Source organism: Rhizorhabdus sp. P4_G5, from assembly GCF_056401065.1.
The window spans coordinates 94,443-120,234 of record NZ_JBFUKB010000008.1 but is presented as its reverse complement, the minus strand read 5'-3'; the positions used below and the strand labels follow the sequence as shown (position 1 = coordinate 120,234).

Here is a 25,792-nt window from a genome sequence, read left to right as displayed (position 1 = left end):
GACGTCAGTTCTCCTCCGAAGCCTCGCCGCCATCGGCCAGGTCATCGCCCACTTCGGCGTCATCCAGCGGAGCGGTTTCGGTGGTCCCGTCGCTCAGGTCGACCTCGGCTTCCTCTTCGCTTTCCTCGATGCGTGCAGCGCCCACGACATGCTCGTTGTCCGCGACATGGAACAAGCGGACACCAGCTGAATTGCGTCCGATCACGCGGGTGTCGCCCACGGACATGCGGATCAGCTTGGCCTGGTCGGTGACAAGGATCAGCTGTTCGCCATTATGCGCGGGGAAGCTGGCGACCACCGGGCCGTTGCGCTCGAGATTGTCGATGCTGGTGATGCCTTGGCCGCCGCGGCCGGTGCGGCGATATTCATAGGCCGAGCTGCGCTTGCCATAGCCGTTGGCGCAGACCGTGAGGATGAACTCCTCGGCTTCCTCGAACTCCTTCATCCGCTCGGGCGGCAGGGTCGGCTCGGTGCCATTGTCCTTCCAGGGAGCCGCGCGGAGATAGGCGTCGCGTTCCTCGGTGGTTGCCTCGAAACCCCTGAGGATCGAAAGCGAGATCACCTCGTCGCCATCCTTGAGCAATATGCCGCGGACGCCGGTCGACGTGCGGCTCTGGAACTCGCGGACATCGGTGGCGGCGAAGCGGATCGCCTTGCCGCCGCGCGTCGCCATCATCACGTCGTCGGTCTCGGTGAGCAGCGCGACGCCGATCAGCCGATCGGTCGCGTCCTCGTCGAAGCGCATCGCAAATTTGCCGTTGGTCGGCACGTTGGCGAACGCATCCATCGAGTTGCGCCGGATGCCGCCATGCGCGGTCGCGAACACGACGTGCAGCGCGCCCCAGCTTTCCTCGTCCTCCGGCAGCGGCAGCACCGTGGTGATCTTCTCGTCCTGCGCCAGCGGCAGCAGGTTGATCATCGGCCGGCCGCGCGCCTGTGGCGCGCCCTCGGGCAGGCGCCAGACCTTCTTGCGGTAGACCTTGCCATGATCGGAGAAGAACAGGACAGGCGTGTGCGTGCTTGTCACGAACAGCTCGGTGACGGCGTCCTCGTCCTTGGTCGCCATGCCGGAACGACCCTTGCCGCCGCGCTTCTGCGCCCGGAACGCCTCGAGCGGCGTGCGCTTGATATAGCCACCATGGGTGACGGTGACGACCATGTCCTCGCGCTCGATCAGGTCCTCGTCGTCGATCGTGTCGCCGGCAGGCGCGATCTCGGTCTTGCGAGGTGTCGCGAACTCGGTGAGGATCGCGTCGAATTCCTCGATCATCACCTCGTAGAGCCGCGCGCGGTCGCTCAATATGTGCAGAAGTTCGGCGATCGAGGACGCCAGCGTCGCCAGCTCTCCGCCGATCTCGTCACGGCCCAGCGCGGTCAGGCGGTGCAGGCGCAGGTCGAGGATCGCGCGAACCTGGATCTCGCTGAGCTGGTAGGTCGGCGACGTGCCGATCGATTCTACCGCCTCGACCAGCTTGATATAGGGTTCGATCTCCCCGCGCGGCCATTCGCGCGAAATCAGCGCGGCACGCGCTTCGGCCGGGCTCGCCGAACCGCGGATGATGCGGACGACCTCGTCGAGATTGGTGACGGCGATGACCAGCCCGAGCAGGATGTGGGCGCGATCGCGCGCCTTGGCCAATTCGAACTTCGAGCGGCGGGTGATCACCTCCTCGCGGAACTTCACGAAGGCTTCGATGATGTCGCGCAGCGTGAGCACTTCGGGGCGGCCGCCGCGGATTGCGAGCATGTTCGCCGGGAAGCTGGTCTGCGCCTGGGTGTGGCGCCATAGCTGGTTGAGCACGACTTCCGGCGTGGCGTCGCGCTTCAACTCGATGACGATCCGCACGCCCAGCCGGCTGGATTCGTCGCGGATGTCGCTGATGCCCTCGATCCGCTTGTCCTTGGCCGCTTCCGCGATGCCTTCGACCAGGCCGTTCTTGCCGACCTGGTAGGGGATTTCGGTGAGAACGATGGAGCGTTTGTCGCCACGGCCTTCCTCGACCACATGGCGCGAACGCATGATGATCGAGCCCTTGCCGGTGTGGTAGGCATTGCGCGCGCCACCCTTGCCGAGGATCAGGCCCCCGGTCGGGAAGTCGGGGCCCGGCACGATCTCGTGCAGTTCCTCGATGCTTATCCCGCCATTGGCGATGTACGCCTTGCAGGCCGCGATCACCTCTCCCAGGTTGTGCGGAGGAATATTGGTCGCCATGCCGACGGCGATGCCGCCGGCGCCGTTGACCAGCAGGTTGGGGAAGCGGGCCGGCAGGACCAGCGGCTCTTTCAGCGAGCCGTCATAGTTAGGGCCGAAGTCGACTGTGTCCTTCTCGATATCCTCGAGCAGGGCCATCGCCGGCTTGCTGAGCCGCGCCTCGGTATAACGCATCGATGCGGGCATATCCGGATCCATCGATCCGAAATTGCCCTGTCCGTCGATCAGCATGACGCGCATCGCCCAATCCTGCGCCATGCGGGCAAGCGCCATGTAGATCGAGCTGTCGCCATGCGGGTGGTAATTGCCCATCACGTCGCCGACGATCTTTGCGGACTTGCGGTAAGGGCGACCAGGGACGAACCCGCCTTCCTGGCAGGCGAACAAAATGCGGCGATGAACCGGCTTCAGGCCGTCGCGCACGTCGGGCAGCGCCCGGGCGACGATGACCGACATCGCATAGTCGAGATAGCTCGACTTCATCTCGTCTACGATCGAGATCGGAGAAATATCGCTGTTTTCGATGGGCGGCGGTACGCTGGCCAAAGTATGTTCGTCCGTATCGTTAGAGCTATTCTGCGCCCGCGAAACGGGGCAAGCAGAAAGCTCCTAACGAAGGACGGTCGGGAAGGCTAGAGCCGATGGCGCTGTCAGTTGCGGGCCAGCTTGAGCCGGGCAGAATGGCGGCTCAGGTTCTGAGCATATAGTAGAGCAGAACGGCGAGAAAACCGACGATGACCAGCGCCAGTCCCCATCCCAGGATATGGCGCGTCATGTGCGGCGTCGCACCGGAGCGCGCTTCCTCGGTGCTCAGATGGGCTGGGCTGCCATCGTCATGATGTCGATCGCCGCTCATTGATCAGCTCCCATGAAATTGACCCGGTCAACGGGCGGGAGCCGGCCAAGTTCCTGACAGCGTTACGCCGCCAGGCGGGCACGATCGCGCACGAAGCGCCAGATATTGTCATCGGAACCGTCGGCGGCGAACGAATAGCCATCGCTGTCGAAACCCTTCAGGCCCTCCGGGTCGGTGATCCTGTGCTCGCACATCCAGCGCGCGATCATGCCGCGCGCCCTCTTGGCGGCGAAGCTGTTGAACGACAGGCCGCCCGGTCCGTCCTCGCGGAAATCGATCGTGATGATCCGCACCCCTTTGGGAGGCGCCTGCTCGACGGCGTGCCAATATTCCTTGCTCGCGCAATTGACGATCACATCGGAGCGCTCGGCCAGGAGATCGGCTGCGAGTGCGCCCGAGATCTTGTTGCCCCACAGCTGGTAGAGCGTCTTCTTGCGTCCCGGCGCCCATCGGGTGCCCATTTCAAGGCGGTAGGGCCGGATCAGGTCGAGCGGCCGCAGCAGCCCATAGAGCCCGGACAGGATCCGCACATGATCCTGTGCGAAATCGATCGCGGGCTGGTCCAGGCTCTTGGCCTCGAAACCGACATAGACATCTCCGGAGAAGGCATAGAGCGCGGGCCTCTCATCCTGTGCGGCGAAATCGGCGTAGCGGTCGGCGTTCAGCCTCGCGAGTTTGTCCGATATGCTCATCAGCTTGGACAGCTTCTTCGGACCGAGCTTCGCGGCGGCCTGCGCAGTAGCCAGCGCCTCGCCGGCGAAACGCGGCGTCGTCGGCGTCAGATCGGGTAGTGGGCTCGTATAATCGAGCGACTTGGCTGGGGATAGAAGAAGGATCATCACGCTGACCTAGTCCCCCCGAACGGACCAATCAACCGCGCCGGTTCAATCCTCATTCAGCCAACGGTGCCTAGAGCGCGACGGGTGAAGCCGGATCGTTCCGCCTGTGCTTGTGCGCAGGCGACGGACCCATTAGTCAACCGGCGTGTTTTATGGGCGGCCGGCCCCTTATCGGTCGCCTTTTAGGAGGCCTGAAGCATGAATTCACCGTCCCGTTATGCGCTGATCGCCGCACTTGGCATGGCGATSGCCGCAGTTGCGCCGGGTACGCCCGCGTTCGCAAAGAAGAAGGATGAAGCGGCTGCGCCGGCGCTCAAGCTCGGTGACGCCGTCCGCAAGCCGCTCGGGGAAGCGGACGCCGCGCTCAAGGCCAAGAATATCCCAGCTGCCGAGACCGCCGTGGTGAGCGCTCGTTCGGTTGCCACCACGCCGGATGAAAAATATGTCGTCGCGCAATATGCGCTCAACGTGGCACAGGCCAGTGGTGATCAGGCGAAGCTCGCGACCGCCCTCGACGAGATGATCGCCACCGGTGAAGCAGCCAACCGGCTCGATGATCCGCAGCGTGCCAAATTCTATTGGTATCAGGGGCAGTTCGCCTATCAGGGGAAGAATTACGCGAAGGCGGAGGCCGCGTTGACCAGGGCGCTCGCTGCCGGGTCCACCGAGCAGGATGCCTATGCAATCCTTGCGGACAGCCAATCCCGCAACGGCAAGCCGGCCCAGGCGATCGCCACGCTGCAGAAGGTCATGGATGCGAACGCCGCCGCCGGTAAGCCGGTGCCGTCCGAATGGTACGGCCGCGGCGCGGATATGGCTTCGCGCGCGAAGATGCCGGCCGAATTCGTCAAGATCACCGCTGCTTGGCTGGCGGCATATCCGGTCAAACAGAACTGGCACGACTCGCTGTTCATCTATCGCCAGATCGCGGCGCTGTCGGGTGAACCCGATCTGGATCTGCTGCGCCTGGCGCGCGCCGCGGGCGTCTTGCCACTGTCGGCGCAAGCCAACTATGTCGACTATGCCCTGGCGGTGTACCTGAAGTTCCCGAATGAGGCTGTGGACGTGCTGAACGAGGGCGTGTCCGCCGGCAAGCTGAACCCGGCCACCAGCCAGAATACCCGCGAAATACTCGCTTTGTCGAAGCCGAAGCTCGCCCCCGACAAGGCATCGATCCCAGCCGCGGTGTCCGCCGCGAGCGGACCGAAGGCCACGTTCAAATCGGTAATGACGACCGGTGACCTGGAATATGGTTACAAGGATTTCGCCAAGGCTGCGGAAATGTACCGGCTCGCCCTGACCAAGCCCGGCGCCGATGTCTCCCAAGCCAATTTCCGCCTTGGTCTTGCGCTCGCCCAGTCGGGAGACAAGGCTGGCGCGGCAGCGGCATTCGGGGCAGTCCAGTCGGGGCCCTATGCGCCGCTCGCAGCCTATGGGAAGACCTGGGCGGAGCACCCCGCAGCATGAAGTACCCGCCCTCGGATGCTGGCCATCCGAGGGCGGCTCGCAATTTACAGACCGTCCACCGGGATTCCGGGAATGTCCTTCGAGGTGCGGATCGTCAGCGAGGTCTTGACGCTGGCGACGTTGGGCGCCGTCGTCAGCTGCGATGTCAGGAATTGCTGAAAGGCCTGCAGGTCGTGCGCGACGATCTTCAGGATGAAGTCGATCTCGCCATTCAGCATGTGGCATTCCCGGACTTCGGCGAGCGCGGCGACATGAGCCTCGAAATGCCGCAGGTCTTCTTCCGCCTGGCTGCGCAGCGAGACCAGCGCGAACACCATTATGCCATAACCTAGCGACGCTGCGTTCAGTCGGGCATGATAGCTTTCGATGACGCCGGCCTCTTCGAGCGCCCGGACGCGGCGGAGGCACGGCGGAGCGGTCAGCCCTGCCTTGCGAGCGAGATCGACATTGGTCATGCGGCCGGCCTCCTGCAATTCATGCAGAATCGTCCGATCGACTTGATCAAGGGAGGGGGCAGCCACGGAGCAACCTTTCAAAATGAGGTGCTATTCTTAGAATAAAGTTTCGACGGAGTGCAATTAAAATAGCATGTGCCTATTGGCCGAACGCCCCTTTTCGGGCGGCGCAATGCGATTTACACTGGCGCCGTCGGTTATGGCCCGGATCATGTCCGTGGCCGAGTGGAGACGGGCTTTGCGTTTCGATGACATGTTGGCCACGTTGCTCGCCCAGCCCGCGCCGACGCCCGAGGCGCGGGCGGTCCTGTGGCGTCAGGTCGTCGATGTGCTCGCGCAGGGACGCGGTCATCACGCCGACGATCCGCTTGTCGATGCGCCGCGTGCAACGGACGCCTATAATTTCCTGCGCTCGGTCCGGGCGGAGATGCCAGTGGAGCTTCGGCTGGCCGCCGGTCGGGGCCTGGCCGGTCGCCGCGTGCCGCCCGATCTCGTCCTGCTGTTCGCAGAAGATCTGCCGCATATCGCCGCGCCGATGCTCGGCCATGTCATCCTGGCGACCCAGCAATGGCTGGACCTTCTGCCGCGCCTCAACCCCAGCGCGCGCAACCTGCTCCGCAATCGGCGCGATCTTGGCGCCGACGTGGAAAAGGCGCTCGAACGCTTCGGGAGCAGCGACTTCCTGATCCCGGGGCCGGTGCAGACGCCGCAGACCAGCCTCGCGCCGCTTGCCGCGCCGATTGAGGCGCTGGTGGCAGAGTCGCGGAACAGCGATGCGCGTCCGCTCGCTTTCGAACCGGATGCTATCCCTGCCGATCCGGATCGTGGCGACCCGAAGCCGGCATCCGCTCAAGTGGCGGTGTCGCCGATTCCCGCAGCGATGCCGATGTCCAACAGCGAGAGCCAGATCCGCGAACTTCTGTCCCGTATCGAGACATTCCGGACGCGTCATCCGCAGACGAGCCCCTCTGAGGGTGTCGCGACCGAACCGGCACAAACTGGCGACCCCGCGGAACCGGTTGCGTCGGTCTCGGGCTTCCGCTTCGAGACCGGTGTCGATGGGGTGATCTCCTGGGTTCAGGGCGCACCGCGCGGGCCGCTGATAGGGGAAACCATAGCGGTTGCCGCGCATCAGACCGATCATGGCGTGGATGGCCACGCGGCAGGCGCCTACCGCAGCCGTACGCCGTTCCGGGATGCGCGGCTCACGATCGCGGGCCATGGGCCGGCCTCGGGCGAGTGGCGCATTTCGGCAGTACCGTTCTTCGATCAGAAGGATGGGCGTTTCAGCGGCTATCGCGGCACCGCGCGACGGCCGCGGGCGGATGAGAGCGCCACCGCCATGGGCGGCGATCCGGCGGTACCAGACCCGAACCGCAACGATTCGCTCCGCCAGCTCGCTCACGAACTGCGCACGCCGCTCAACGCGATCATCGGCTTTTCGGAGATGATCGAAGGCCAGATGCGCGGCCCCGCAGCAGCACCCTATCGCAGCCGTGCCCAGGACATCCTCGAACAGAGCAAGAAGCTGCTCAGTGCGGTGGAGGATCTCGATCTCGTCGCATCGGCGCGCGCCGACGCGGCCGGCGGGCCGTCGGCAGTCGATGCGGCCTCCATCCTGACCCGGCTCCACGCCAATTTCGAAACCGTCGCCAGGGAGCGCGCGAGCGGCCTCGCTTTCCGCATAGATTCGACGCTGCCGCCGGTCGCGGTCGATGCGCCGACGGTCGAGCGCATGTTGTCGCGCCTGCTGGCCGCAACCATTGCGATGGCGGGGGAGGGCGAGCATATCAGCGTCGACCTGCAACGTGATCCGCGCCGCGCGACCCATTTGCTGCTAACGATCATGCGCCCGCGGGCGCTCGATGGCCGTGACGAGAAGATGCTGCTCGACCCGGGCTATAATCCCGGCGGCAACTGGCCTGACGCTCCGGTGCTCGGTCTCGGCTTCGCCCTACGCCTGGTCCGTAACCTCGCCATCGCCAGCGGCGGCATGCTCGAGATCGACACCACCCGTTTCCACCTGAGCCTGCCGCTGCGCCATGATGACGGGCGGGCGGAGCAGGGAGCGGTTTGAGCACCGGCAAGGTCGCGCGAGCCGCTTGCCGCGCGCGAAAGCCTCGGCTATCGCGACGCCGCGCTGGTAGGGGCCTGTAGCTCAACTGGTTAGAGCTGGCCGCTCATAACGGCTAGGTTGCGGGTTCAAGTCCTGCCGGGCCCACCAGCGCTTCTGCCAGTTCGGCGCTCCGCGAACGGAAAATCGCCGAATGCCGACCAGCGGCCCAACCGCCAGCGCCACGCTGCCACTATGACCCAAAGCGGTACGTTCGGCGGCTTACGCAGCATAACGATCTGTTTAGCGTCGGAGCCATCTGTTACGCATCCGATCGGGGGCTGGAAAATGGCGATCGCGGCGCGCTCGTCAGGTGCGGAGACGTTGCTTGACCGATCATCCTGCGGCCGACCCGGGGCGGCGCTCCGAGATCGCTGCTTTCCACGATCATGGGCCGCCACCTGGCGACTTTAGAGCGCTTTTCCTCGCCGGTGTGCTGCGCGAAGAGAAAAGCGTCGCTGACTACATGCTGCTCGATCGGCGCTCTCCGGCCTTCTTGCGGATCACCGCTCTTCCTGAATATTATCTGGCTCGTGCCGAACTGGAGATCCTGCGCGGCTATTCGGGGGCGATCGCGGCGGCGACGGGGCCGTGCGCGCAACTGATCGACCTCGGCCGCGGCTTCGGTGCGCAGGCGGCGCTGCTGCTCGCCATGCTTGACCGTCCGTGGGGCTATGTCGCGGTCGATCACGAGCACGCCGCCCTGCTCGAGGACGCCCGCCGCGTCCAGGCGCGATATCCAAAGCTTTGGGTCGAGGCTGTGCGCGCCAATATGCGCGAGGCGTTCGATATGCCCTCGAATGCCGGCGGAGGGCGCCGCCTCGCCTATCTGCCCGGCGGCGTGATCGGCGACTGCGCGCCGGCCGACGCCTTGGCGCTGCTGTCGCTCTGGGCGCGCGAATTGCGTCCGGGGGCACTGATGCTGATCGGGGTGGATCTGCGTAAAAGCGTGCTGATTCTCGAATCGGCCTATGACGATCCGCATGGCTTCAATGCGGAATGGCTGTTCGACTTGCTGAGGCGGGCCAACCGCGAGTTACCCGCCGATTTCGACATTCGGCTGTTCGAGCACCGGGTCGACTTCGATGCGGCCAAGGGCCGTGTGCGCGCGGCTTTGAAGAGCGTCGCGGCGCAGGATGTCAGCATCGGCAGCCGCCTCGTCCACTTCGCAGAGGGCGAGAGGCTCGAAGTCGCGCAGAGCTGGAAATATTCGGTCGAGGATTTCCAGGCTCTCGCCCGCGGCGCGGGGCTCCGGCCGGTGGATGTCTGGCTCGACGCGAAGGCGCTGTTCAGCGTCCACCTGCTTGCGGTGGGCTGAGGCGCCGATCCCTTGATGCTCAGCGCGTTTTGAATGATGGAACGGTGATGGCGGGACCCAGTTTCAAACTCGAAAAAGCGCATCCTCTTCCCCTCGCAGGGGTCGATGAGGCCGGACGCGGCCCGCTGGCGGGGCCGGTGGTCGCCGCGGCAGTGATCCTCGACCGGCGCAAGGTGCCCAGCGGCATCGACGATTCCAAGAAGCTCAGCGCCGGTGCGCGGGCCGATCTCTGCCGCAAGATTCGCGGTGTCGCGCATGTCGGTGTCGGTATCGCGACGGTCGAGGAGATCGACGAGATCAACATATTGTGGGCGACCATGCTGGCGATGGAGCGGGCGGTCGCGGCACTTGGGCTGGAACCGGCGATGGTATTGGTGGACGGCAATCGCTGTCCGCGCTGGGATCGGCCGTCGCAATGGGTGATCGGCGGCGACGCGCTCTGCCTCTCGATCGCTGCGGCTTCGATCATCGCCAAGGAGGAGCGCGACCGGATGATGGCGGACTATGACGCGCATCATCCTGGCTATGGTTGGGCGCAGAACAAGGGCTATGGTACGCCGTCGCATCTCGACGCGCTGTCGCGCCTGGGCCCGTCGCCGCTCCACCGCCGCAGCTTCGCGCCGATCGCGCAATATTCGCTGTTTCCCAGGCCTGTTTCCGTCCGGCCGGATCAGGAAACGGCCCATGCTCAGACGCCGCCGGTATAGTCCAGGCAGCCCCGTCTGAAGCTCCAGCTGTCGTTCGGGCATTCGGCCGACGAGCGGACGGCCTGCAACACCGCCCAGCGATAGCCGAGATCCCGCTCGGAGCAGTCGTCGCAGCGCACCGAGGTCTCCTGATCGGAACTGGCTGGGGCATAGCCAGGTTCGTCGCCATGGGTGATCAGGGCCGGCGGATCGAGCGGTCCGTAGCTATTGGTCCGTAGACCGTGGACGGCGCTCGCGCCGCCGATCAGGCCGCCGCACAGCGCGACGACCGCGCACAGTGCCATCGGAGGCACATGGTTCAGCAGCGTGCTCATGGCCATCAAACGAATGCTGTCGGGCACCGTTCCCGGCCTGTGGAGAGAAACCCATGTTGGTGAGTCTCCTGTGCCACACCACTAGGTATTGAGTCTGCGCGACATGTTGAGACTCCATATGAAGTATCGGACTCCTTTCGTTCGCCTGGCTCGTCGGTGATGCCAGCTTCGCCTGCCAAACTATTGTTCTTGACCGGAGAGTCGTGATGACTCACCCTTTCGCCAGGTCCGAAGGGGGTTGGTCGTTTATGGGTGTTCTCGAGAAGATTCCGACTGCGCGGCGTGCGCGTCGGGAGGCAAAGGTCGAAGTCCGGCTTCCGCTCAACGAGATCATCCAGGGGGATTGCATCGCTGCCATGGCGGCGCTGCCCGATCGCTGCGTCGACATGATCTTCGCCGATCCGCCCTATAATCTCCAGCTAGGCGGCGATCTCCATCGCCCCGATGGCAGCCAAGTCGATGCCGTCGACGATGATTGGGACAAGTTCGACAGCCTCGCGGTCTATGACCGCTTCACCCGCGACTGGCTTCGCGAGGCGCGGCGCATCCTGAAGGAAGACGGCACGATCTGGGTGATCGGCAGCTATCACAACATCTTCCGGGTCGGCACGGCGCTGCAGGACGAAGGCTTCTGGATTCTCAACGACATCGTCTGGCGCAAGGCGAACCCGATGCCCAATTTCAAGGGCACGCGCTTCACCAACGCGCATGAGACGCTGATCTGGTGCTCGAAGGCTGAGAAGGCGAAATATACCTTCAACTACCGCACGATGAAGGCGCTCAACGACGACATCCAGATGCGTTCGGACTGGACCTTGCCGATCTGCTCGGGCGGCGAGCGCCTGAAGGACGACGACGGCCACAAGGCGCATCCGACGCAGAAACCGGAATCGCTGCTCTACCGCGTCATGCTTGCCTGCACCGAGCCCGGCGACCTCGTGCTCGATCCCTTCTTCGGCACCGGGACCACCGGCGCGGTCGCCCGACGGCTTCGCCGCCGCTGGATCGGCATCGAGCGGGAGGATAAATATATCAAGGTCGCGTCCGAGAGGATCGCGGCGACCCTGCCGCTCGACGAGAGCGCGATGATGTCCATTCCCGAAAAGAAGGCGGTTCCGCGGATAGCCTTCGGCCTGCTGGTGGAAAGTGGGATGATCGCGCCGGGTTCGATGTTGACGGACACCAGGCGCCGCTGGAGCGCGATGGTGCGCGCCGATGGCGTGCTTGCCAGCAGCTGCGGCGCAATCGGATCGATCCACGGCCTGGGCGCGCAGTTGCAGGGGGCGCCGTCGTGCAATGGCTGGAGCTTCTGGCATATCGAGACCGCGACGGGGCTTGAGCCGATCGATGCGGTGCGGCAGCGTCACCTGGCGAGCATGGGCGGGTAGAAACATAGTCCGACGTCATGCTGAACTTGTTTCAGCATCCGCTCTGTCGCAGGACAGCACTCCCGAGCTGAAGGGTGGATCCTGAAACAAGTTCGGGATGGCTGCCTTTCAGGTGGGCGCTGGGGACTGGAAGCACCCGATGACAATTCCCCGCTACGCTCAATTATACTTCCTGCCGGCTGCCTTCGTCGCCAGCCCTTTCGGCCATGACGGCGAAGTCGCGCGTCTCGCCGGCGGGCTTGTCTGGTTCTCGGCCTATGAAGTGATCGCCGTCGAGGGGCGCGAGCGGGTCGGCTCGCAGCTTGTGCCGGTGTGCGATGTCGAACGATTCATCGCCGGGCTTGGCGACGAGCAGGCTTGGAGCGCGCGCCAGACCATCGCCCGCATCACGGCGCCGCGGCCGGCCGTCCAGCTCGGCACGCGCACGCTGCGCTTCGATCAGCCGCAGGTCATGCTGATCCTCAACATGACGCCTGACAGTTTCTCCGATGGCGGCGCCCATGTCGACGATCCCGAAGCTGCCGCGATCTCGGCGCTTGCCATGGTGGAGGCCGGTGCGGCAATCGTCGATGTCGGCGCGGAGTCGACCCGGCCCGGGGCGAAGCCGGTCTGGGAAGGCGACGAGCTCGCACGCGCGGAGCCGGTCGTCCGCCGCCTGGCGCAGGCCGGTGCGATCGTCTCCATCGACACCCGCAAGGCGGCGGTGATGGCGGCTGCGCTCGGCGCGGGGGCCGCGATCGTCAACGACGTTTCCGCTCTGGGCCATGATCCACAGGCCGCGCCGCTGCTCGCCACGCGCGATTGCCCGGTGGTGCTGATGCACCATCAGGGCGACCCATCGACGATGCAGCAGCACCCGCATTATGACGACGCGCTGATCGAGGTCTATGACTGGCTCGCCGAACGCATCGCCTCCGCCGAGTTGGCGGGCATCGCGCGCCGCCGGATCATCATCGATCCCGGTATCGGCTTCGGCAAGACGCTGCGCCACAATCTCCAGCTGCTGAACGGCCTTGCGCTATTTCACGGCCTCGGCTGCCCGATCCTGCTCGGCGCCAGCCGCAAGAGGATTATCGGCGCGCTGTCCAACGAAGCGCCGGTCGACCAGCGGCTGGGCGGCTCGGTCGCACTGGCGCTCCACGGCGCGCAGATGGGCGCCCAGATATTGCGGGTCCACGACGTACCGGAGACGCTGCAGGCCATTAGGATCTGGCGGGGGCTGCGCGACGAGGCGCTGACGCCAAGGGCCGGTTAAGACGGTTACGGAGCAAAATGCCGCGCTATCCGATGGACCTGACCTGCCAGCAGCCTGGGTGACGGCAGAGAGGGGCGATGGTCCCCCCGGGGCATCGTAACCACGGGGTCGCACGGTAGTGGGGCTGGCTTTGGGGCGAACGAAGAAACCAGCCGACCGCTGTCTCGTTAGGAGTCCAGGATGACCATCACCATCACCGCCTTCGAACGGTCTCCCGATCGCGGCAGGGGACTGGCACGCGACATGCGTGTCCGCTGGGCGCTGGAGGAAGTGGGCCAGGCCTACGAGGTTCGCCTGCTTTCCTTTGCGGAGATGAAGGAACCGACGCATCGGGCGCTCCATCCCTTCGGCCAGATCCCGACCTATGAAGAAGGCGAACTCGCCCTGTTCGAATCGGGCGCCATCATATTCCACATCGCGGAGCATCATGCGGGCCTGCTGCCGGACGATGCGAATGGCCGCGCGCGCGCGATCGCGTGGATGTTTGCCGCGCTCAATACGGTCGAGCCGCCGATTCTCGATCTCCAGATCGCCATGCTGCTGGAGCGCGACAAGAGCTGGTTCAAGCAGCGCCTGCCGGAAGTCGAGGACCGCATCCGAGTCCGGTTGGGCGAGCTTTCCGATCGGCTCGGCAATGCCGACTGGCTCGACGGCGACTTCAGCGTCGGCGACCTCATGATGGTGTCGGTGCTGCTCAGGTTGAAGTCCTCGGGCCTTTTGGACGAACATCCCAACCTCGCCGCCTATGTCGCCCGCGGCGAAGCGCGGCCCGCATATAAGCGTGCCTTCGCAGCGCAGCTGGCGGTTTTCACCGGCATGGCCCCGACGGGCTGACGCTGTGTCATGATCTGATCCATCGCTCTCCGGGCATCGCATCGTCGCAGACCGAAATTTCAGGACCGAAGCGCCATTCCGCAGGTCGATTGCGCCGTGCTGATATCGTTGAGGTGGCTGCTCAACTGCGAGCCGTCGATGACTAGCGACACTGCGTCCTTGTTGAGCGCCTGGTTTGCCGAGACGATCTTGCCGCACAGCTCCCTCGGCAAATGGGACAAGGGAAGCTGGGCCAGCGCCCGACTGTCATCGTTGCAATTCCGGCTGGCCGTCGCGGCGGCGTCGGCTGCCCTGTCATCTCCCTGGCGTAGCAGATCGATCACCATCGCGGTCGTCGCGCGGCACCGGCTGGTCGCACCCATGACGTCGTCGAAGGCTGGGACCGGCCGGGCATTTTCGGCTTGATACGCCTGCTCGGCTGCCGATTGCGGCCCGGCGTCTGCGCGATCGCGGTCGCTTGACGATGCGAACCATGGCAGGGGCGTCGGATCTCGCTGCGGACGGGGATCATTCCGCGCCGTCGGCGCGGCCGCGGCAAGTTTCGAACTGGCCAGCAGGCCGGCGCCCAGCAGCAATCCGCTCAGCAGTGTGAAGGCCGCCACCGCTTCCGCGCGCGAAGATAGAAACCAGTGGCCGTGCAACTCCTGATGCATCAGAAGTTGGCAAGCCAAGGCGAGCAGGATCATCACGCCGCTCAGCAATATCAAGAGGGCCGCTAGGCTCATCTTCACCTCTCCGCACTTCCCGTTTTCGGGATATTGTACGCGTCCAAGCAAATTACTAGCGCACGACGAAGGTTGATTGATCAACCAGTCGATCACGTCGTCCCCATTAGAGAGCTATTCGTTACCAAATCGTCAAGCCGGAGAAAATCCCGCCAATCTTCATATCGTTACTGATCCGCATTCAAGAGACGATTCCAAGCACAGGCCTCAAGCGTCGATCACCTCGTCGTCCACGGCCGCTGCGTTCGCCTGGATGAAGGCGAAGCGGTGCTCGGGATTCTTGCCCATCAGGCGATCGACCAGGTCGCGGACGCTCGCCCGTTCCTCGAACTCCTTGGGGAGCGTGACACGCAGCATCGTGCGGGTCTTCGGGTCCATCGTCGTCTCGCGCAGCTGCATTGGGTTCATCTCGCCGAGCCCCTTGAAGCGCGCGACATCCACCTTCTTGCCCTTGAACTCCTTCGCCTCGATCTTGGCGCGGTGCGCGTCGTCCATCGCATAGAGGCTCTTGGCACCGACCGTCAGCCGGTACAGCGGCGGCTGGGCGAGGTAGAGGTGCCCCTCGCGGACCAGGTCGGGCATTTCCTGGAAGAAGAAGGTCATCAGCAGCGTCGCGATATGCGCGCCATCGACGTCGGCATCGGTCATGATCACGACCCGCTCGTAGCGCAGCAGGTCGACGTTGCAGCGCTCGCGCGTACCGCAACCGAGCGCCTGGATCAGGTCGGCGATCTCCTGGTTGGCGCCGATCTTCGCACTGTTGGCCGAGGCGACGTTGAGGATCTTGCCGCGGATCGGCAGGATCGCCTGGGTCTTGCGATCACGCGCCTGCTTGGCGGAGCCGCCCGCACTGTCGCCTTCGACGATGAAGATCTCGGTGCCGTCGGGCGCGTCGTTGGCGCAGTCGGTTAGTTTGCCCGGAAGGCGCAGCTTGCGGCCGCTGGTCGCGGTCTTGCGCTTGATGTCGCGCTCGGCCTTGCGGCGCAGCCGATCGTCCATACGATCGAGGACGAAGGACAGCAGCGCCTTGCCGCGTTCCATATTGTCGGCGAGGAAATGGTCGAAATGATCGCGCACCGCATTCTCGACGAGCCGCGCGGCGTCGGGGGAGGTCAGCCGATCCTTGGTCTGGCTCTGGAATTGCGGATCGCGGATGAACACCGACAGCATCTGTTCGGAGCCGGTGACGACATCGTCGGCGCTGAGATCCTTAGCGCGCTTGTTGCCGACCAGGTCGGCGAAGGCGCGCACGCCCTTGACCAGCGCGGCGCGCAGACCGGCCTCATGGGTGCCGCCATCCGGGGTCGGGATGGTGTTGCAATAATAGCTGTAGGAGCCTTCCGACCATAAAGGCCAGGCGACGGCCCACTCGACCAGCCCGTTATTCTCGCCGGGGAATGTCTGCTTGCCGGTGAAGAACTGGCTGGTCGCGCACTCGCGGTCGCCGATCTGCTCGCGCAGATGGTCGGACAGGCCGCCGGGGAACTGGAAGGTCGCCTCGGTCGGCGTGTCGTCGCCGATCAGCGACGGGTCGCAGCGCCAGCGTATCTCGACGCCGGCATAGAGATAGGCCTTGGAACGGGCTAGCCGCATCAGCCGGCCGGGCTTGAAGAGTGCGGAACTCCCGAAAATTTCGGGATCGGGCGCGAAGGAGACGCTGGTGCCGCGCCGGTTGGGCGCGGCGCCGAGCTTTTCGAGCGGGGTCACCGCGTGGCCCTGCGAAAAGCGTTGGCGGAACAGCTCCTTGTTGCGCGCGACCTCGATGACGGTCTCGGTCGACAGCGCGTTGACAACCGATACGCCGACGCCGTGCAGGCCGCCCGAGGTGGCATAGGCCTTGCCGTCGAACTTGCCGCCCGAATGGAGTGTGGTGAGGATGACTTCGAGCGCCGACTTGCCCGGAAATTTCGGATGCGGATCGACCGGGATGCCGCGGCCATTGTCGACGATCGTCAGCCGGTTGCCGGGCTGCAGCGATACCTCGATTCGATTGGCATGGCCGGCAACCGCCTCATCCATGGCATTGTCGAGCACTTCGGCGGCGAGATGGTGCAGCGCGCGCTCGTCGGTGCCGCCGATATACATGCCGGGCCGCCGGCGCACGGGCTCGAGCCCCTCGAGCACCTCGATCGTCGAGGCGTCATAGGTGCCGGAGCTGGTGGACGGAGCGGAGGCGAAGAGATCGTCGTCGGACATTAGCGGCGACTATAGGGCCCGGGTGCCCGGAAAGGGAAGGCGGCTTCTTCGCAGCCCCCTCCTTTGCAGGAAAGGGCTACGAAATCAGCGCACGCGCGGGCCGCCGAACGGCAGCGGCGGCGGCGGGCGGCGGTCGCGGCGGGGCAGCTGCGCCTGATAGGCAATCGAGCAATGCTCGAGGCAATAAGGGAAGCCGGGATTGATGACCTCGCCGCAGAAATGGAAATCGGGCTCGCCGGGATGGCCGAGCGGCCATTTGCAGATCTTGTCGTTCAGATCGAGCAGGCTGGTCTTGCCGGCCATGTCGGCCGACGGCTTGGCCGGCACGAGGCGGCGCGGCGGGGCCGGCTGGATCGGTGCGGTCTGCTCGCCCGGAGTCTGGCGCTGGAAGCCGCCGGGGCCGATCGAGCGCACCATCACCTGCGGCGCTGCAGGACGCTCGGGCGGCGGAACCAAAGCGGCGGGCGCGGGCGCTACGGGGGCGGGCGCCGGGCGCGGCGCGGGCGCTGCCACGATCTTCTCGGGCGCGGGCGGGGCGGCAACTGTGGCCGGCGTCGCGGGAATGCCGCTCGCCGGCGCCTCGCCGCCCTTGACGGGCGAAGGCCGTGCTTCGAGGCCGAGGCGATGCGCCTTGCCGATTACGGCGTTGCGACTGACGCCGCCCAGTTCATCGGCAATCTGGCTGGCGGTCATCCCCTGACCCCAGAGGCGCTTCAACTGATCGATCCGTTCGTCGGTCCAGGACATGGTCTACCTCGGTCTTGCCCGCATCTGGGCGACCCCAGGCTCTTGCAGGCGGGGCGGTCAGCCGATAGGCGAAATGCCCATGAGCGACCAGCCCAAAAAAAACATGATCCCGCCGCCAGGCGAGCCGATTATCCCGTTCTTCAACTGGGGGGGAATGCGAGCCCTCTATGTGAAGGAGGTGAGGCGGTTCTTCAAGGTCCACCTGCAGACTATTTGGGCGCCAGCCTTCACGACCCTGCTTTATCTCGTGATTTTCACCGTCGCGCTGGGTCGTGGCGGTCGCGAGGTGATGGGTCATCCCTTCGCGACCTTCGTCGCGCCGGGCCTGATCGTGATGGGCATGATGAACGCTGCCTTCGCCAATGCCAGCTTCTCGCTGCTGGTCGGCAAGATGCAGGGCACGATCATCGACTATCTGATGCCGCCGCTGTCCACCGGCGAAATGCTGTTGGCGCTGGTCGGCGCGTCGGTTACCCGCGCGGTGCTGGTCGGCGCTGCCTTGTGGATCGCGATGCTGTTCTGGCCAGGCGTCGATGTGGTGCCGGCGCATCCGCTGGTAGCGATGTGGTTCGGGTTGATGGGGGCGGTGCTGCTCAGCCTGGTCGGCGTGCTGACGTCGATCTGGGCCGACAAATTCGATCATGCTGCCGCGATCCAGAACTTCGTCGTCGGCCCGCTGTCGCTGCTGTCGGGAACCTTCTACTCGATCGACAGCCTGCACGCGGGCTTCCAGGCGGTCAGCCACGCCAACCCATTCTTCTATGTGATCTCGGGCTTCCGCTACGGGTTTCTCGGCACCACCGACTCGCCGATCATGGTCGGCGCGCTCGGCCTGCTGGCGCTCAATGCGCTGCTGGCCTGGATCAACTATGCGGCGCTCGCCCGTGGGTGGAAGATCAAGAGCTGAGCGCAGCCTCGATTCCGACCTGCAACCGAAAAGGGCCGCCCCGTCTGGAGCGGCCCTGTTCATTTCTGGGTCGGCCTTATTTGTAGTGGCGGCGGCCGTGCTTATCGACCCAATATTTGCGGCCATAACTGTCACGATAATAGCGATGCTTCTTGTCGAGCGAGTTGATGACCGCACCGCCGGCGCCGCCGATCAGCGCACCCTCACCGACCGAAAGGCCAGGAATTACGGCGCCAGCGACAGCACCACCGGCTGCGCCGATGCCCGCGCCGCGGAGAATGTGGCCCGCGCTCTGCGCGAACGCCGGCGCGGTGGTACCTGCTACGGACAGGGCGACCGCCGCTGCGATGAACTTGTTCGTCTTCATGACATCTTCCCTTCCAGTAATGCTGCGTCAGAGAACGTGGCCTTCTGCACAATGTTCCGGCGTTCATCTGGCGTAGTTTTTGTACCGGGATGGGACTGAACAGGGCCTGACGCCGCCGTTCATCTTGGCGATTAGAGCCAGCCTTCGAGCACCTGGTCGCGCGGGCGATCGCCGTCTATCCATTGCCTGATATTGGCGATGACGCGCTCGCCGGTCGCGGCGCGCCCTTCGAAAGTGGCCGAGCCCATGTGCGGCAGCAGCACGACATTATCGAGCGCGAGCAGTCTCGCGTCGATCGCCGGCTCATGCGCGAACACATCCAGGCCCGCGCCTGCGATCTCGCCGCGTTCAAGCCGCTGGATCAGCGCCTCCTCGTCGACGATCGGCCCGCGCGCGGTGTTGATCAGGTACAGATGCTGCGGCAGCAGCGCGACGCGCCGCGCGTCGAGGAGATTCTCGGTCTCGGGCGTGTGCGGGCAGTGGATCGAGACGATGTCGCTGTCGACCAGAAGCTTGTCGAGATCGGGCTCGTAGCGCGCCGCCAGTTGTTGCTCCACGACCTCGGGCAGGCGGTGGCGATTATGATAGCTGATCGTCAGATCGAAGGCACGTGCGCGGCGCGCGACCGCCTGGCCGATCCGGCCCATGCCGATGATGCCGAGGCGCTTGCCGTTGATCCTGTGGCCGAGCATCGCAGCGGGGCTCCAGCCGGTCCAGTTGCCCGATCGCACCAGCTTCTCGCCTTCCGCGAGCCGCCGCGGCACCGACAGGATCAGCGCCATCGTCATGTCGGCGGTATCTTCGGTGAGGACGCCGGGCGTGTTGGTGACGATGATGTTCGCTGCCCGGGCGGCACGCAGGTCGATATGGTCGACGCCATTGCCGAAGTTGGCGATCAGCCGGAGCCGGCCCTTGCCGGCAGCGATCACCGCCGCATCGACATGGTCGGTAATCGTCGGCACCAGCACGTCGCAGCGCGCCGCGGCACCAGCCAGCCCCTTGGCACTCAGCGGCAGGTCGTCTTCGCTCAGTTCGACGTCGAACAATTCGTTCATCCGCGCTTCGACCTGCGGAGGCAGGCGGCGCGTGACGACCAGCTTGGGACGGCGGGGGCGTTCAGGCTCGACCATGGCCTGTCGCTAATCCTGCCTGCGGCATAGCGCAAGCGGGGCGTCTCGACTCTTGAACGGCGACCGCGGGACTCTACTATGGCGCCCAGGTTCGTGAATGGGGAATTGCATTGAACAAACTGGGCTGCACGATGCTCGGCATGCTGGCTGTCGCGGGCGCAGCCGAGGCGCAGGAACGCAAGACACCCTATTGGGCATCGATCGCGACCGGCGACGCGCTGATGCGGACCGGTCCCGAACGGACATACCCCGCCACGTGGCGCTATCGCCGCCGCGACCTGCCGGTGAAAGTGCTTCAGGTCTATGGCAACTGGCGCCGGATCCGGGAGCAGGATGGCACCGAGGGCTGGATGCTCGCCACGCTGCTGAGCGCCCAGCGGACCGCGGTGGTGACCGGCGACAGTCCCGCCCAGATGCTCGCGGAGCCCAGCAGCACCGCACGTCTCAACTGGCGCGCCGAACCGGGCGTGGTCGGCAAGATCAGCAAATGCGAGAGCAACTGGTGCCTTTTCGATGCGGGCGGCAAGACCGGCTATATCGAGGTCGACCATATCTGGGGCGTCGATGCGGGTGAAATCGTCGAGTGACGATGGGGCCGGTGCTCGAGACGCCGCGGCTGACCCTGAGGCCGCATCGGCTCGACGACTATGAGGCCTGCTGTAAACTGACCAGCGATCCCGAAGCAGTGCGGTTAATCTACGGGACGCCGATGAGCCGCGAGGACAGCTGGCATCGGCTGATGCGGTTCGCCGGTCATTGGGCGCTGCTCGGCTACGGCCTTCTGATCGTGGAGGAGAAGGCATCGGGGCGGGTGATCGGCGAAGTGGGGCTCGCAGATTTCCACCGCGGACTTGGCGAGGATTTCGACAGCCACCCCGAGTTCGCCTGGATGCTGGCAAGCGACGTCCATGGCCGCGGCTATGCCACCGAGGCGGCGGCGGCGATGCTGCACTGGTTCGAGGCAAAGCTCGGCCCCGGTCGTACCGTCTGCATCATCAATCCCGAAAACGCGCCTTCGCTCCGGGTTGCAGAGAAGCTTGGCTTCGCGCGCTTCGGGGAAGCCGAATATAAGGGCAAGACGGTCATCAAGCTTCGGCGTGATGCAATCACCGGGCGTCGCAAAGACCTGTCACGCAGGGTGGAGTAGGGATAGGGTGTGCGCGCCACCCGGAGCGCCGAGGAGGAGAAGCCGTGTCGCGGATAACGCCTTGCCTGTGGTTCAAGGATCAGGCCGAGGAAGCTGCCCGATTCTACGCATCTATCCTGCCGGACTCGCGCATCGATGCCGTCCACAAGAGCCCCATCGACACGCCGGGCGGTGCCCAGGGGGCGGTGATGCTGGTGGAGTTCACCCTCGCCGGGCAGAAATTCCAGGCCCTGAACGGGGGCATCGACGCCGAGCATAGCCTCGCGGTATCGATGGCCTTTGGCGCGCGTGGGCAGGCTGAGCTCGATCGGGTCTGGGATGCCTTGCTCGAAGGCGGCAAGCCACTGGAATGTGGCTGGCTGGCGGATCGCTACGGCCTGCACTGGCAGATCGTCCCCGACAATTTCGGAGAGATGATGTCCGATCCCGCCAAGGCCAAGGCGGTGATGAACGAGGTGCTTCGCATGGTGAAGCTGGACATCGCGACGATCGAGCGCGCCGCGGCCAACGCCTGAAGGGAGACAGCATATGTCTAACAGATTTTTCTGGTACGAACTCATGACGAGCGACCGGCCGGCGGCGGAAGCCTTCTATTCCGAGGTGGTCGGCTGGACGCTCCAGCCCTTCGGAGACCCGACCGATCCCTACACGATCGTCGAGGCCGGCGGGCGCGGCGTGGGCGGCCTGATGACGATCCCGGCCGAGGCCGCGGCGCATGGGCTGCAGCCCTGCTGGGTCGGCTATATCCATGTCACCGATATCGATGCGGCGCTCCCGCGCGTTCGCGCGGCCGGAGGTTCGGTGCATCGCGAGCCGGAGATGATCCCGAATGTCGGCCGCTTCGCGATCGTCGCCGATCCGCAGGGCGCGATCTTCAATTTCCTCCAGCCCGACGGACCAGGCATGCCGCCGGTACCGATGGGCACGGTCGGCGGGGTCGACTGGCACGAACTGCACAGCAGCGACTGGGCAGCGGGCTTCGCCTTCTACGCGTCGCTATTCGGCTGGTCGAAGACCGATGCCATGGAGATGGGCGCGATGGGCACATATCAGATGATCGCGCAGGAGCCGGCGCCCGAGGGCTCTGCCTCTGGCGTCACCAGCGGAGCGATGTTCAACGATCCCGGCGCGGCCAGGCCCTATTGGCTGTTCTATTTCCATGTTGATGCGATCGACGCGGCCGGCGCGCGCATCACCGAAAATGGCGGGAAGATACTGCACGGCCCCCAGGAGGTTCCCGGCGGGATGTGGATCGTCAATGCCCAGGATCCGCAGGGCGCCCAGTTTGCGCTGGTCGCGCCGCAACGCTGAGGCAACGCTCGCCGGCGTGAAGCATCGGGCTTGCTTAGCTATAATTGAAGCTGACGCTGATCCTCTCGCCCTTGCCGTCGCCGGCCGGCACCTCATGCCGCAGCCAGCTCTCCCACAGCAGAACCATGCCTGGGCGCGGCTCGGCATAGACGAAGCTGCGGCTGTCTTCAGGCGCGTCGGGCGTGCGCGGCGGCGCCGCCATCATCAGCGGCAGGCGCGGGTCCTCCAGCTTCAGCGCGCCCGATCCTGGCGGCACGCTGACATAGAATGTGCCCGACACGACGCTGTGGGGATGGATATGGCCGGAATGGCTGCCACCGGGCTTCAGCAGGTTGACCCACAGGCTGTCGAGCTTGAGGCGCCGCGCCAGATCGAGGTGCGACGCCTCGGCAAAGCTGCGGACATGGCCGTTGAGAAGCTTGACCAGGTCGGCGAACACCGGATCGCGCGACGGCAGGTCGGCGAGCGAGGCATAGGAGGTGTAGCCGCGATAGCCATGCGCCTTCGACCATGTCCTGCCGGCGCGGTCATCCGCGGCGAGCATTCTCACCGAATGATCGAGTTCGGTGAGCAGATCGGGTTTGTCGATCATCGCCTCGTAGAGGCGCGTCACGAAGAGGGAGCGGATCGTCATGCAGCCGCATGAGCATGGCGAGGATTGGAGTTCAAGCGCCTAACCCTCAGCCTTGGCCCCCGCACCCCTGATCAGCGCCACTGCTTTTGCCAGGGCCAGGTCATGTGGCGCCTTGTTCGTCGGCACGCGGTATCGCGGTGTGACGCCTTTGCCTTCCAGCCGCGTGCCGCTGGCGGTGCGGATATCATATTCGGCGACCGTCAGCTGGCCACCGCCGGGCAGGCGATAGTCGACTCCGCCGGTGACCGCGCCTGCGCTATGCTCGCCGACCACATAGGCATGCCGCCTCTCGTCGAGGAAGAAGGCGAGGATCTCCGCGGCGCTGGCGGTGTGCGGACCGACGATCACGGCGAGCGGGCCCAGATAGGCCAGCGGCCCTGCGCCGCGTGTTTTTTCCTCGATGACGGTCTTGCCGGCAAGGCGGATCAGTACCTCGCGTCTCGGGGTGAACAGGCCGGCGACTTTGTCGAGGACGTCGTCGCGTCCCCCGCTATTGTCCCGCAGGTCGAGGATCACGCCGCTGAGGTTGGCGGTGCCGGCGATGGCGTCGGCAATCCAGCGATCATCGCCCGGATCGAACTGATCGAAGGCGAGCAGCAAGATGCCGCCCGGCATCCGGGCCAACCGCCGGCCAGGTAACAGGTCGCGATCTTCGGCAGGCTCGTGCGATATGGCGATGTCGCCCGGCGGTGTCGCGTAGACATGGCTGTCGTCGAGCTGGTCGAGCATGTTGTTGATAATGGCGTAGAGTTGCTTCTGGTCGCGCGCGGCCAGTGCCCTGGGATAATATTTCTCGCGGATCGCCTCCCAGTCGTTGCCGCCCATCGACCGATCCCAGTAACGATCGGCGACCAGCGTCCAGACGCGATCGAAGACACGCGCATTGAGAGCCTGTTCGCGTCCGGCCGGAAACGCCGCCGATGCGCCGGCGACGAGGCTGAGTATCAGCGAAAGCCTCGTCGGCCAGCGCATTCAGGTCGCTCCATCGAAGGCGCAGCGCAGCGTCAGCCGGTGCGCGACGGTGTCGAACAGCGCTTCGCTGCAGCGGTCCATCCGGTCGCGGCCGATCATTACCACAGGCCATGCGGCCTGCTGCTCCGTTTTCTTCTTGACGACGATGTCGCCCGGCTCCGTCGGATCGGCCGGGAAATCGAACCGGCCGGCAAAGTCCGCAATCCGCACCGGCAGCCTGTCGAAGCCGAAGCCTGCGACGTCGACCCGCCGCGGGAAGCTCAGCGTGGCGGTGGGGCGTTCTACGCCGAAGGCTGCCACGGTCGGGCTGCCGGTCGCGTCGAGTCGTCCGCCATGGGCCTGGGCCAGTATCGCACCAGCCGATGCCGTTGCGACGCTGTCCGGCCGCTCGAGCGAGAATTGGACGAACATCGGCGTGGATCCGACCAATATGGTCGCCTGTGGGCCATGTTCGCTGTCGTCGTCGATCAGGAAATCGGCCCTGCGGCCCGGGTCGCCTGCGCCGGCGCGCACGAAGTGGATCGTTGCATATGGCAGCAGCCCCATGCCGATCTCGCCATCGACGCCGACACAGCAGGCGCGGCCATGCGAGGCGACCTGGACGATCATTTTCCTGTCGTTGATGGTGACGGGAACGGTCGCCTGGATCCCCTTGAGCGTCTCCCGCCCGACCTGCGCCTCGAAGCCCGGCTCGAAGGCGAAGCTGCGATCGGGCGGATCGGTGCGCAGTCGTTCGGCTGCGTCGGGATTGAGCTCGATCAGTCTTTTCTGCTCAAGGCCGACGCGCAGCCTCAGCGTCACCCGGCCGACCTCCAACACGATGACCGGGTCGGCCATGTCCAGCAGCAGTTCGCCAGTCGGAGGTGGCGGGATGGTCGGCTTGCGTGCGCCTGCGCTGCCGGGGGTAGCGGCAAGCGCCAGCGCGAGGAGAATGGTCGCCCGCGCTGGCCTGGCGCTCATCGCTTCCTTCCGGATCAGTTGTGGCGATAGCTGCGATAGCGTGGCGCCGTCGACGTCTGGGCAGAGGCGTGGTTGCGCGACGAGGCGTAGCTGCGGCTGCGATAGGTCCGATGATGGCCCTTATCGATCACCGTATTGTACAGCGCACCGCCCGCGCCGCCGATCAACAGGCCTTCGCCCACCGACAGGCCGGGGATCAGCGCACCGGCAACCACGCCGCCGGCTGCGCCGATGCCCGCGCCGCGCAGGATATGCGGCGCGCTCTGCGCCGAGGCTGGCATGGCTGTGCCGACCGTGAGCAAGACCGCTCCCCCCACTGCTAGCAACTTGTTCATGACGAGAACTCCTCCATAATTATCTATTGCAACGGGTTAGAAACGACCCGGTTCCGGCGTTCATCGGAGAGCAAGGAAATAGCTCGCCAAGGGAATCTGATCGCGCTTCCGTCTGGTCATTGTCAGTTCAGTTGCTGAACCCCATATTGCCAGCATCAATGGAGAATGTGCCATGCGCGCTACACTGTGCCTGATAAGCGGTATATTGATGGCGGCATCGATCCCGGTCCAGGCGGCCAGGGTAGATGCCGAAGCCCGGCTCGCCAAGGCGTTGGACGGGCGGGTCGCGGGAAAGCCGGTCAACTGCATCCCGCTGCACCGGATCGATTCCAGCCAGATCTTCGAGCGGACGGCGATCCTCTACAGGGTCGGCAGCACCTTGTATGTGAACCGTCCTAGAAGCGGTGCGGACTTTCTCGATCGCAACGACGTGCTGCTGACGGATACGCACAGCAGCGACCTGTGCAGCATCGATATCGTGCGGCTGCTCGACCCGAGCATGTTCTTCCCGACCGGGACGCTGGGTCTTGGTGAGTTCGTGCCCTACACCAAGCCGAAGGGCTGACGCTTCGATCGCGTAGAGCCTGATCAAGGCCTCGCCGA

Annotated in this window: 27 protein-coding genes and 1 tRNA gene; 14 read left to right on the top strand and 14 right to left on the bottom strand. The window is 65.2% G+C overall.

Annotated elements, in window-relative coordinates; all coding sequences use genetic code 11:
• Window positions 1–4: 4 nt before the first annotated feature.
• The 3 genes from gyrA to yaaA all read right to left on the bottom strand — a co-directional run bounded on the left by gyrA (window position 5) and on the right by yaaA (window position 3,907).
• Window positions 5–2,758 (bottom strand): DNA gyrase subunit A, encoded by a 2,754-nt coding sequence (gyrA, locus tag AC1DQK_RS15200; protein WP_477871977.1) that lies wholly within the window; start codon window positions 2,756–2,758, stop codon window positions 5–7.
• Window positions 2,759–2,900: 142 nt separating this feature from the next.
• Window positions 2,901–3,068, bottom strand: a complete 168-nt coding sequence (locus AC1DQK_RS15195; RefSeq protein WP_477871975.1) for a hypothetical protein — start codon at window positions 3,066–3,068, stop codon at window positions 2,901–2,903.
• A 62-nt stretch (window positions 3,069–3,130) separates the two neighbouring features.
• Complete coding sequence (gene yaaA, locus AC1DQK_RS15190; protein WP_477871973.1) at window positions 3,131–3,907, bottom strand: peroxide stress protein YaaA; 777 nt, start codon at window positions 3,905–3,907, stop codon at window positions 3,131–3,133.
• 198 nt (window positions 3,908–4,105) lie between these two features.
• Here yaaA and AC1DQK_RS15185 point away from each other — a divergent pair, with 198 nt between their 5' ends.
• Window positions 4,106–5,374 (top strand): tetratricopeptide repeat protein, encoded by a 1,269-nt coding sequence (locus AC1DQK_RS15185; RefSeq protein WP_477871971.1) that lies wholly within the window; start codon window positions 4,106–4,108, stop codon window positions 5,372–5,374.
• A 44-nt stretch (window positions 5,375–5,418) separates the two neighbouring features.
• Here AC1DQK_RS15185 and AC1DQK_RS15180 read toward each other — a convergent pair whose 3' ends face one another.
• Window positions 5,419–5,895, bottom strand: a complete 477-nt coding sequence (locus tag AC1DQK_RS15180) for an Lrp/AsnC family transcriptional regulator (protein ID WP_477871969.1) — start codon at window positions 5,893–5,895, stop codon at window positions 5,419–5,421.
• A 172-nt stretch (window positions 5,896–6,067) separates the two neighbouring features.
• Between AC1DQK_RS15180 and AC1DQK_RS15175 the strand changes: the two genes are divergently transcribed.
• From AC1DQK_RS15175 to AC1DQK_RS15160, 4 genes are all read left to right on the top strand, one after another.
• On the top strand, window positions 6,068–7,906 hold the full coding sequence (locus AC1DQK_RS15175) for a sensor histidine kinase (protein WP_477871967.1): 1,839 nt from the start codon (window positions 6,068–6,070) through the stop codon (window positions 7,904–7,906).
• Window positions 7,907–7,976: 70 nt separating this feature from the next.
• Window positions 7,977–8,053, top strand: a tRNA-Ile gene (locus AC1DQK_RS15170).
• A 217-nt stretch (window positions 8,054–8,270) separates the two neighbouring features.
• The gene (locus AC1DQK_RS15165; protein WP_477871965.1) at window positions 8,271–9,260 is read left to right on the top strand and encodes an L-histidine N(alpha)-methyltransferase; all 990 of its coding nucleotides are present in this window, start codon (window positions 8,271–8,273) and stop codon (window positions 9,258–9,260) included.
• Window positions 9,261–9,307: 47 nt separating this feature from the next.
• The gene (locus tag AC1DQK_RS15160) at window positions 9,308–9,967 is read left to right on the top strand and encodes a ribonuclease HII (protein ID WP_477871963.1); all 660 of its coding nucleotides are present in this window, start codon (window positions 9,308–9,310) and stop codon (window positions 9,965–9,967) included.
• On the opposite strand, the gene AC1DQK_RS15155 is transcribed toward AC1DQK_RS15160, so the two are convergent.
• Window positions 9,949–10,281, bottom strand: coding sequence for a hypothetical protein (locus AC1DQK_RS15155; protein ID WP_477871961.1), 333 nt, complete (start codon window positions 10,279–10,281; stop codon window positions 9,949–9,951). The genes AC1DQK_RS15160 and AC1DQK_RS15155 overlap by 19 nt on opposite strands.
• 248 nt (window positions 10,282–10,529) lie before the next feature.
• On the opposite strand from AC1DQK_RS15155, the gene AC1DQK_RS15150 reads away from it, so the two are divergent.
• The 3 genes from AC1DQK_RS15150 (at window position 10,530) to AC1DQK_RS15140 (ending at window position 13,758) form a co-directional block, all read left to right on the top strand.
• A complete protein-coding gene (locus AC1DQK_RS15150; RefSeq protein WP_477871959.1) occupies window positions 10,530–11,669 on the top strand; it encodes a DNA methyltransferase in 1,140 nt (379 codons plus the stop codon).
• Between the two features lie 139 nt (window positions 11,670–11,808).
• Window positions 11,809–12,924 (top strand): dihydropteroate synthase, encoded by a 1,116-nt coding sequence (folP, locus tag AC1DQK_RS15145; RefSeq protein WP_477871957.1) that lies wholly within the window; start codon window positions 11,809–11,811, stop codon window positions 12,922–12,924.
• A gap of 180 nt (window positions 12,925–13,104) precedes the next feature.
• On the top strand, window positions 13,105–13,758 hold the full coding sequence (locus AC1DQK_RS15140) for a glutathione S-transferase family protein (protein WP_477871955.1): 654 nt from the start codon (window positions 13,105–13,107) through the stop codon (window positions 13,756–13,758).
• A gap of 59 nt (window positions 13,759–13,817) precedes the next feature.
• Here the strand turns inward: AC1DQK_RS15140 and AC1DQK_RS15135 are convergent, their stop codons facing one another.
• From AC1DQK_RS15135 to AC1DQK_RS15125, 3 genes are all read right to left on the bottom strand, one after another.
• Window positions 13,818–14,483 carry a hypothetical protein gene (locus AC1DQK_RS15135; RefSeq protein WP_477871953.1) on the bottom strand — a complete coding sequence of 222 codons (666 nt, stop codon included), beginning with the start codon at window positions 14,481–14,483 and terminating at the stop codon, window positions 13,818–13,820.
• Between the two features lie 207 nt (window positions 14,484–14,690).
• Window positions 14,691–16,679, bottom strand: coding sequence for a DNA topoisomerase IV subunit B (gene parE / locus AC1DQK_RS15130; RefSeq protein WP_477871951.1), 1,989 nt, complete (start codon window positions 16,677–16,679; stop codon window positions 14,691–14,693).
• 84 nt (window positions 16,680–16,763) lie between these two features.
• On the bottom strand, window positions 16,764–17,426 hold the full coding sequence (locus tag AC1DQK_RS15125; protein WP_477871949.1) for a GcrA family cell cycle regulator: 663 nt from the start codon (window positions 17,424–17,426) through the stop codon (window positions 16,764–16,766).
• A gap of 79 nt (window positions 17,427–17,505) precedes the next feature.
• On the opposite strand from AC1DQK_RS15125, the gene AC1DQK_RS15120 reads away from it, so the two are divergent.
• Window positions 17,506–18,333, top strand: a complete 828-nt coding sequence (locus AC1DQK_RS15120) for an ABC transporter permease (protein WP_477871947.1) — start codon at window positions 17,506–17,508, stop codon at window positions 18,331–18,333.
• Between the two features lie 76 nt (window positions 18,334–18,409).
• Here the strand turns inward: AC1DQK_RS15120 and AC1DQK_RS15115 are convergent, their stop codons facing one another.
• Window positions 18,410–18,700 (bottom strand): hypothetical protein, encoded by a 291-nt coding sequence (locus AC1DQK_RS15115; protein ID WP_340313374.1) that lies wholly within the window; start codon window positions 18,698–18,700, stop codon window positions 18,410–18,412.
• A 131-nt stretch (window positions 18,701–18,831) separates the two neighbouring features.
• Window positions 18,832–19,830, bottom strand: a complete 999-nt coding sequence (locus tag AC1DQK_RS15110) for a 2-hydroxyacid dehydrogenase (RefSeq protein WP_477871945.1) — start codon at window positions 19,828–19,830, stop codon at window positions 18,832–18,834.
• Between the two features lie 110 nt (window positions 19,831–19,940).
• Here AC1DQK_RS15110 and AC1DQK_RS15105 point away from each other — a divergent pair, with 110 nt between their 5' ends.
• The 4 genes from AC1DQK_RS15105 to AC1DQK_RS15090 are packed head-to-tail and all read left to right on the top strand — an operon-like array spanning window position 19,941 to window position 22,288.
• The gene (locus AC1DQK_RS15105; protein ID WP_477871943.1) at window positions 19,941–20,417 is read left to right on the top strand and encodes an SH3 domain-containing protein; all 477 of its coding nucleotides are present in this window, start codon (window positions 19,941–19,943) and stop codon (window positions 20,415–20,417) included.
• 2 nt (window positions 20,418–20,419) lie between these two features.
• A complete protein-coding gene (locus tag AC1DQK_RS15100) occupies window positions 20,420–20,977 on the top strand; it encodes a GNAT family N-acetyltransferase (RefSeq protein ID WP_477872136.1) in 558 nt (185 codons plus the stop codon).
• 44 nt (window positions 20,978–21,021) lie between these two features.
• Complete coding sequence (locus AC1DQK_RS15095; protein WP_477871941.1) at window positions 21,022–21,492, top strand: VOC family protein; 471 nt, start codon at window positions 21,022–21,024, stop codon at window positions 21,490–21,492.
• Window positions 21,493–21,505: 13 nt separating this feature from the next.
• On the top strand, window positions 21,506–22,288 hold the full coding sequence (locus AC1DQK_RS15090; protein ID WP_477871939.1) for a VOC family protein: 783 nt from the start codon (window positions 21,506–21,508) through the stop codon (window positions 22,286–22,288).
• A gap of 34 nt (window positions 22,289–22,322) precedes the next feature.
• Here the strand turns inward: AC1DQK_RS15090 and AC1DQK_RS15085 are convergent, their stop codons facing one another.
• From AC1DQK_RS15085 to AC1DQK_RS15070, 4 genes are read right to left on the bottom strand one after another with little or no spacing between them, the layout of a single operon-like run.
• Window positions 22,323–22,922: a TIGR02466 family protein gene (locus tag AC1DQK_RS15085; RefSeq protein ID WP_477871937.1), complete on the bottom strand. Its 600-nt coding sequence runs from the start codon at window positions 22,920–22,922 to the stop codon at window positions 22,323–22,325.
• A 39-nt stretch (window positions 22,923–22,961) separates the two neighbouring features.
• A complete protein-coding gene (locus tag AC1DQK_RS15080) occupies window positions 22,962–23,894 on the bottom strand; it encodes a S41 family peptidase (RefSeq protein ID WP_477871935.1) in 933 nt (310 codons plus the stop codon).
• Entirely contained in the window at window positions 23,895–24,854 is a 960-nt protein-coding gene (locus AC1DQK_RS15075) for a hypothetical protein (protein ID WP_477871933.1), read from the bottom strand. It abuts the gene before it with no gap.
• Window positions 24,855–24,868: 14 nt separating this feature from the next.
• Entirely contained in the window at window positions 24,869–25,189 is a 321-nt protein-coding gene (locus tag AC1DQK_RS15070) for a hypothetical protein (RefSeq protein WP_477871931.1), read from the bottom strand.
• A 172-nt stretch (window positions 25,190–25,361) separates the two neighbouring features.
• Between AC1DQK_RS15070 and AC1DQK_RS15065 the strand changes: the two genes are divergently transcribed.
• The gene (locus AC1DQK_RS15065; RefSeq protein WP_477871929.1) at window positions 25,362–25,754 is read left to right on the top strand and encodes a hypothetical protein; all 393 of its coding nucleotides are present in this window, start codon (window positions 25,362–25,364) and stop codon (window positions 25,752–25,754) included.
• The last annotated feature ends 38 nt before the right edge of the window (window positions 25,755–25,792 follow it).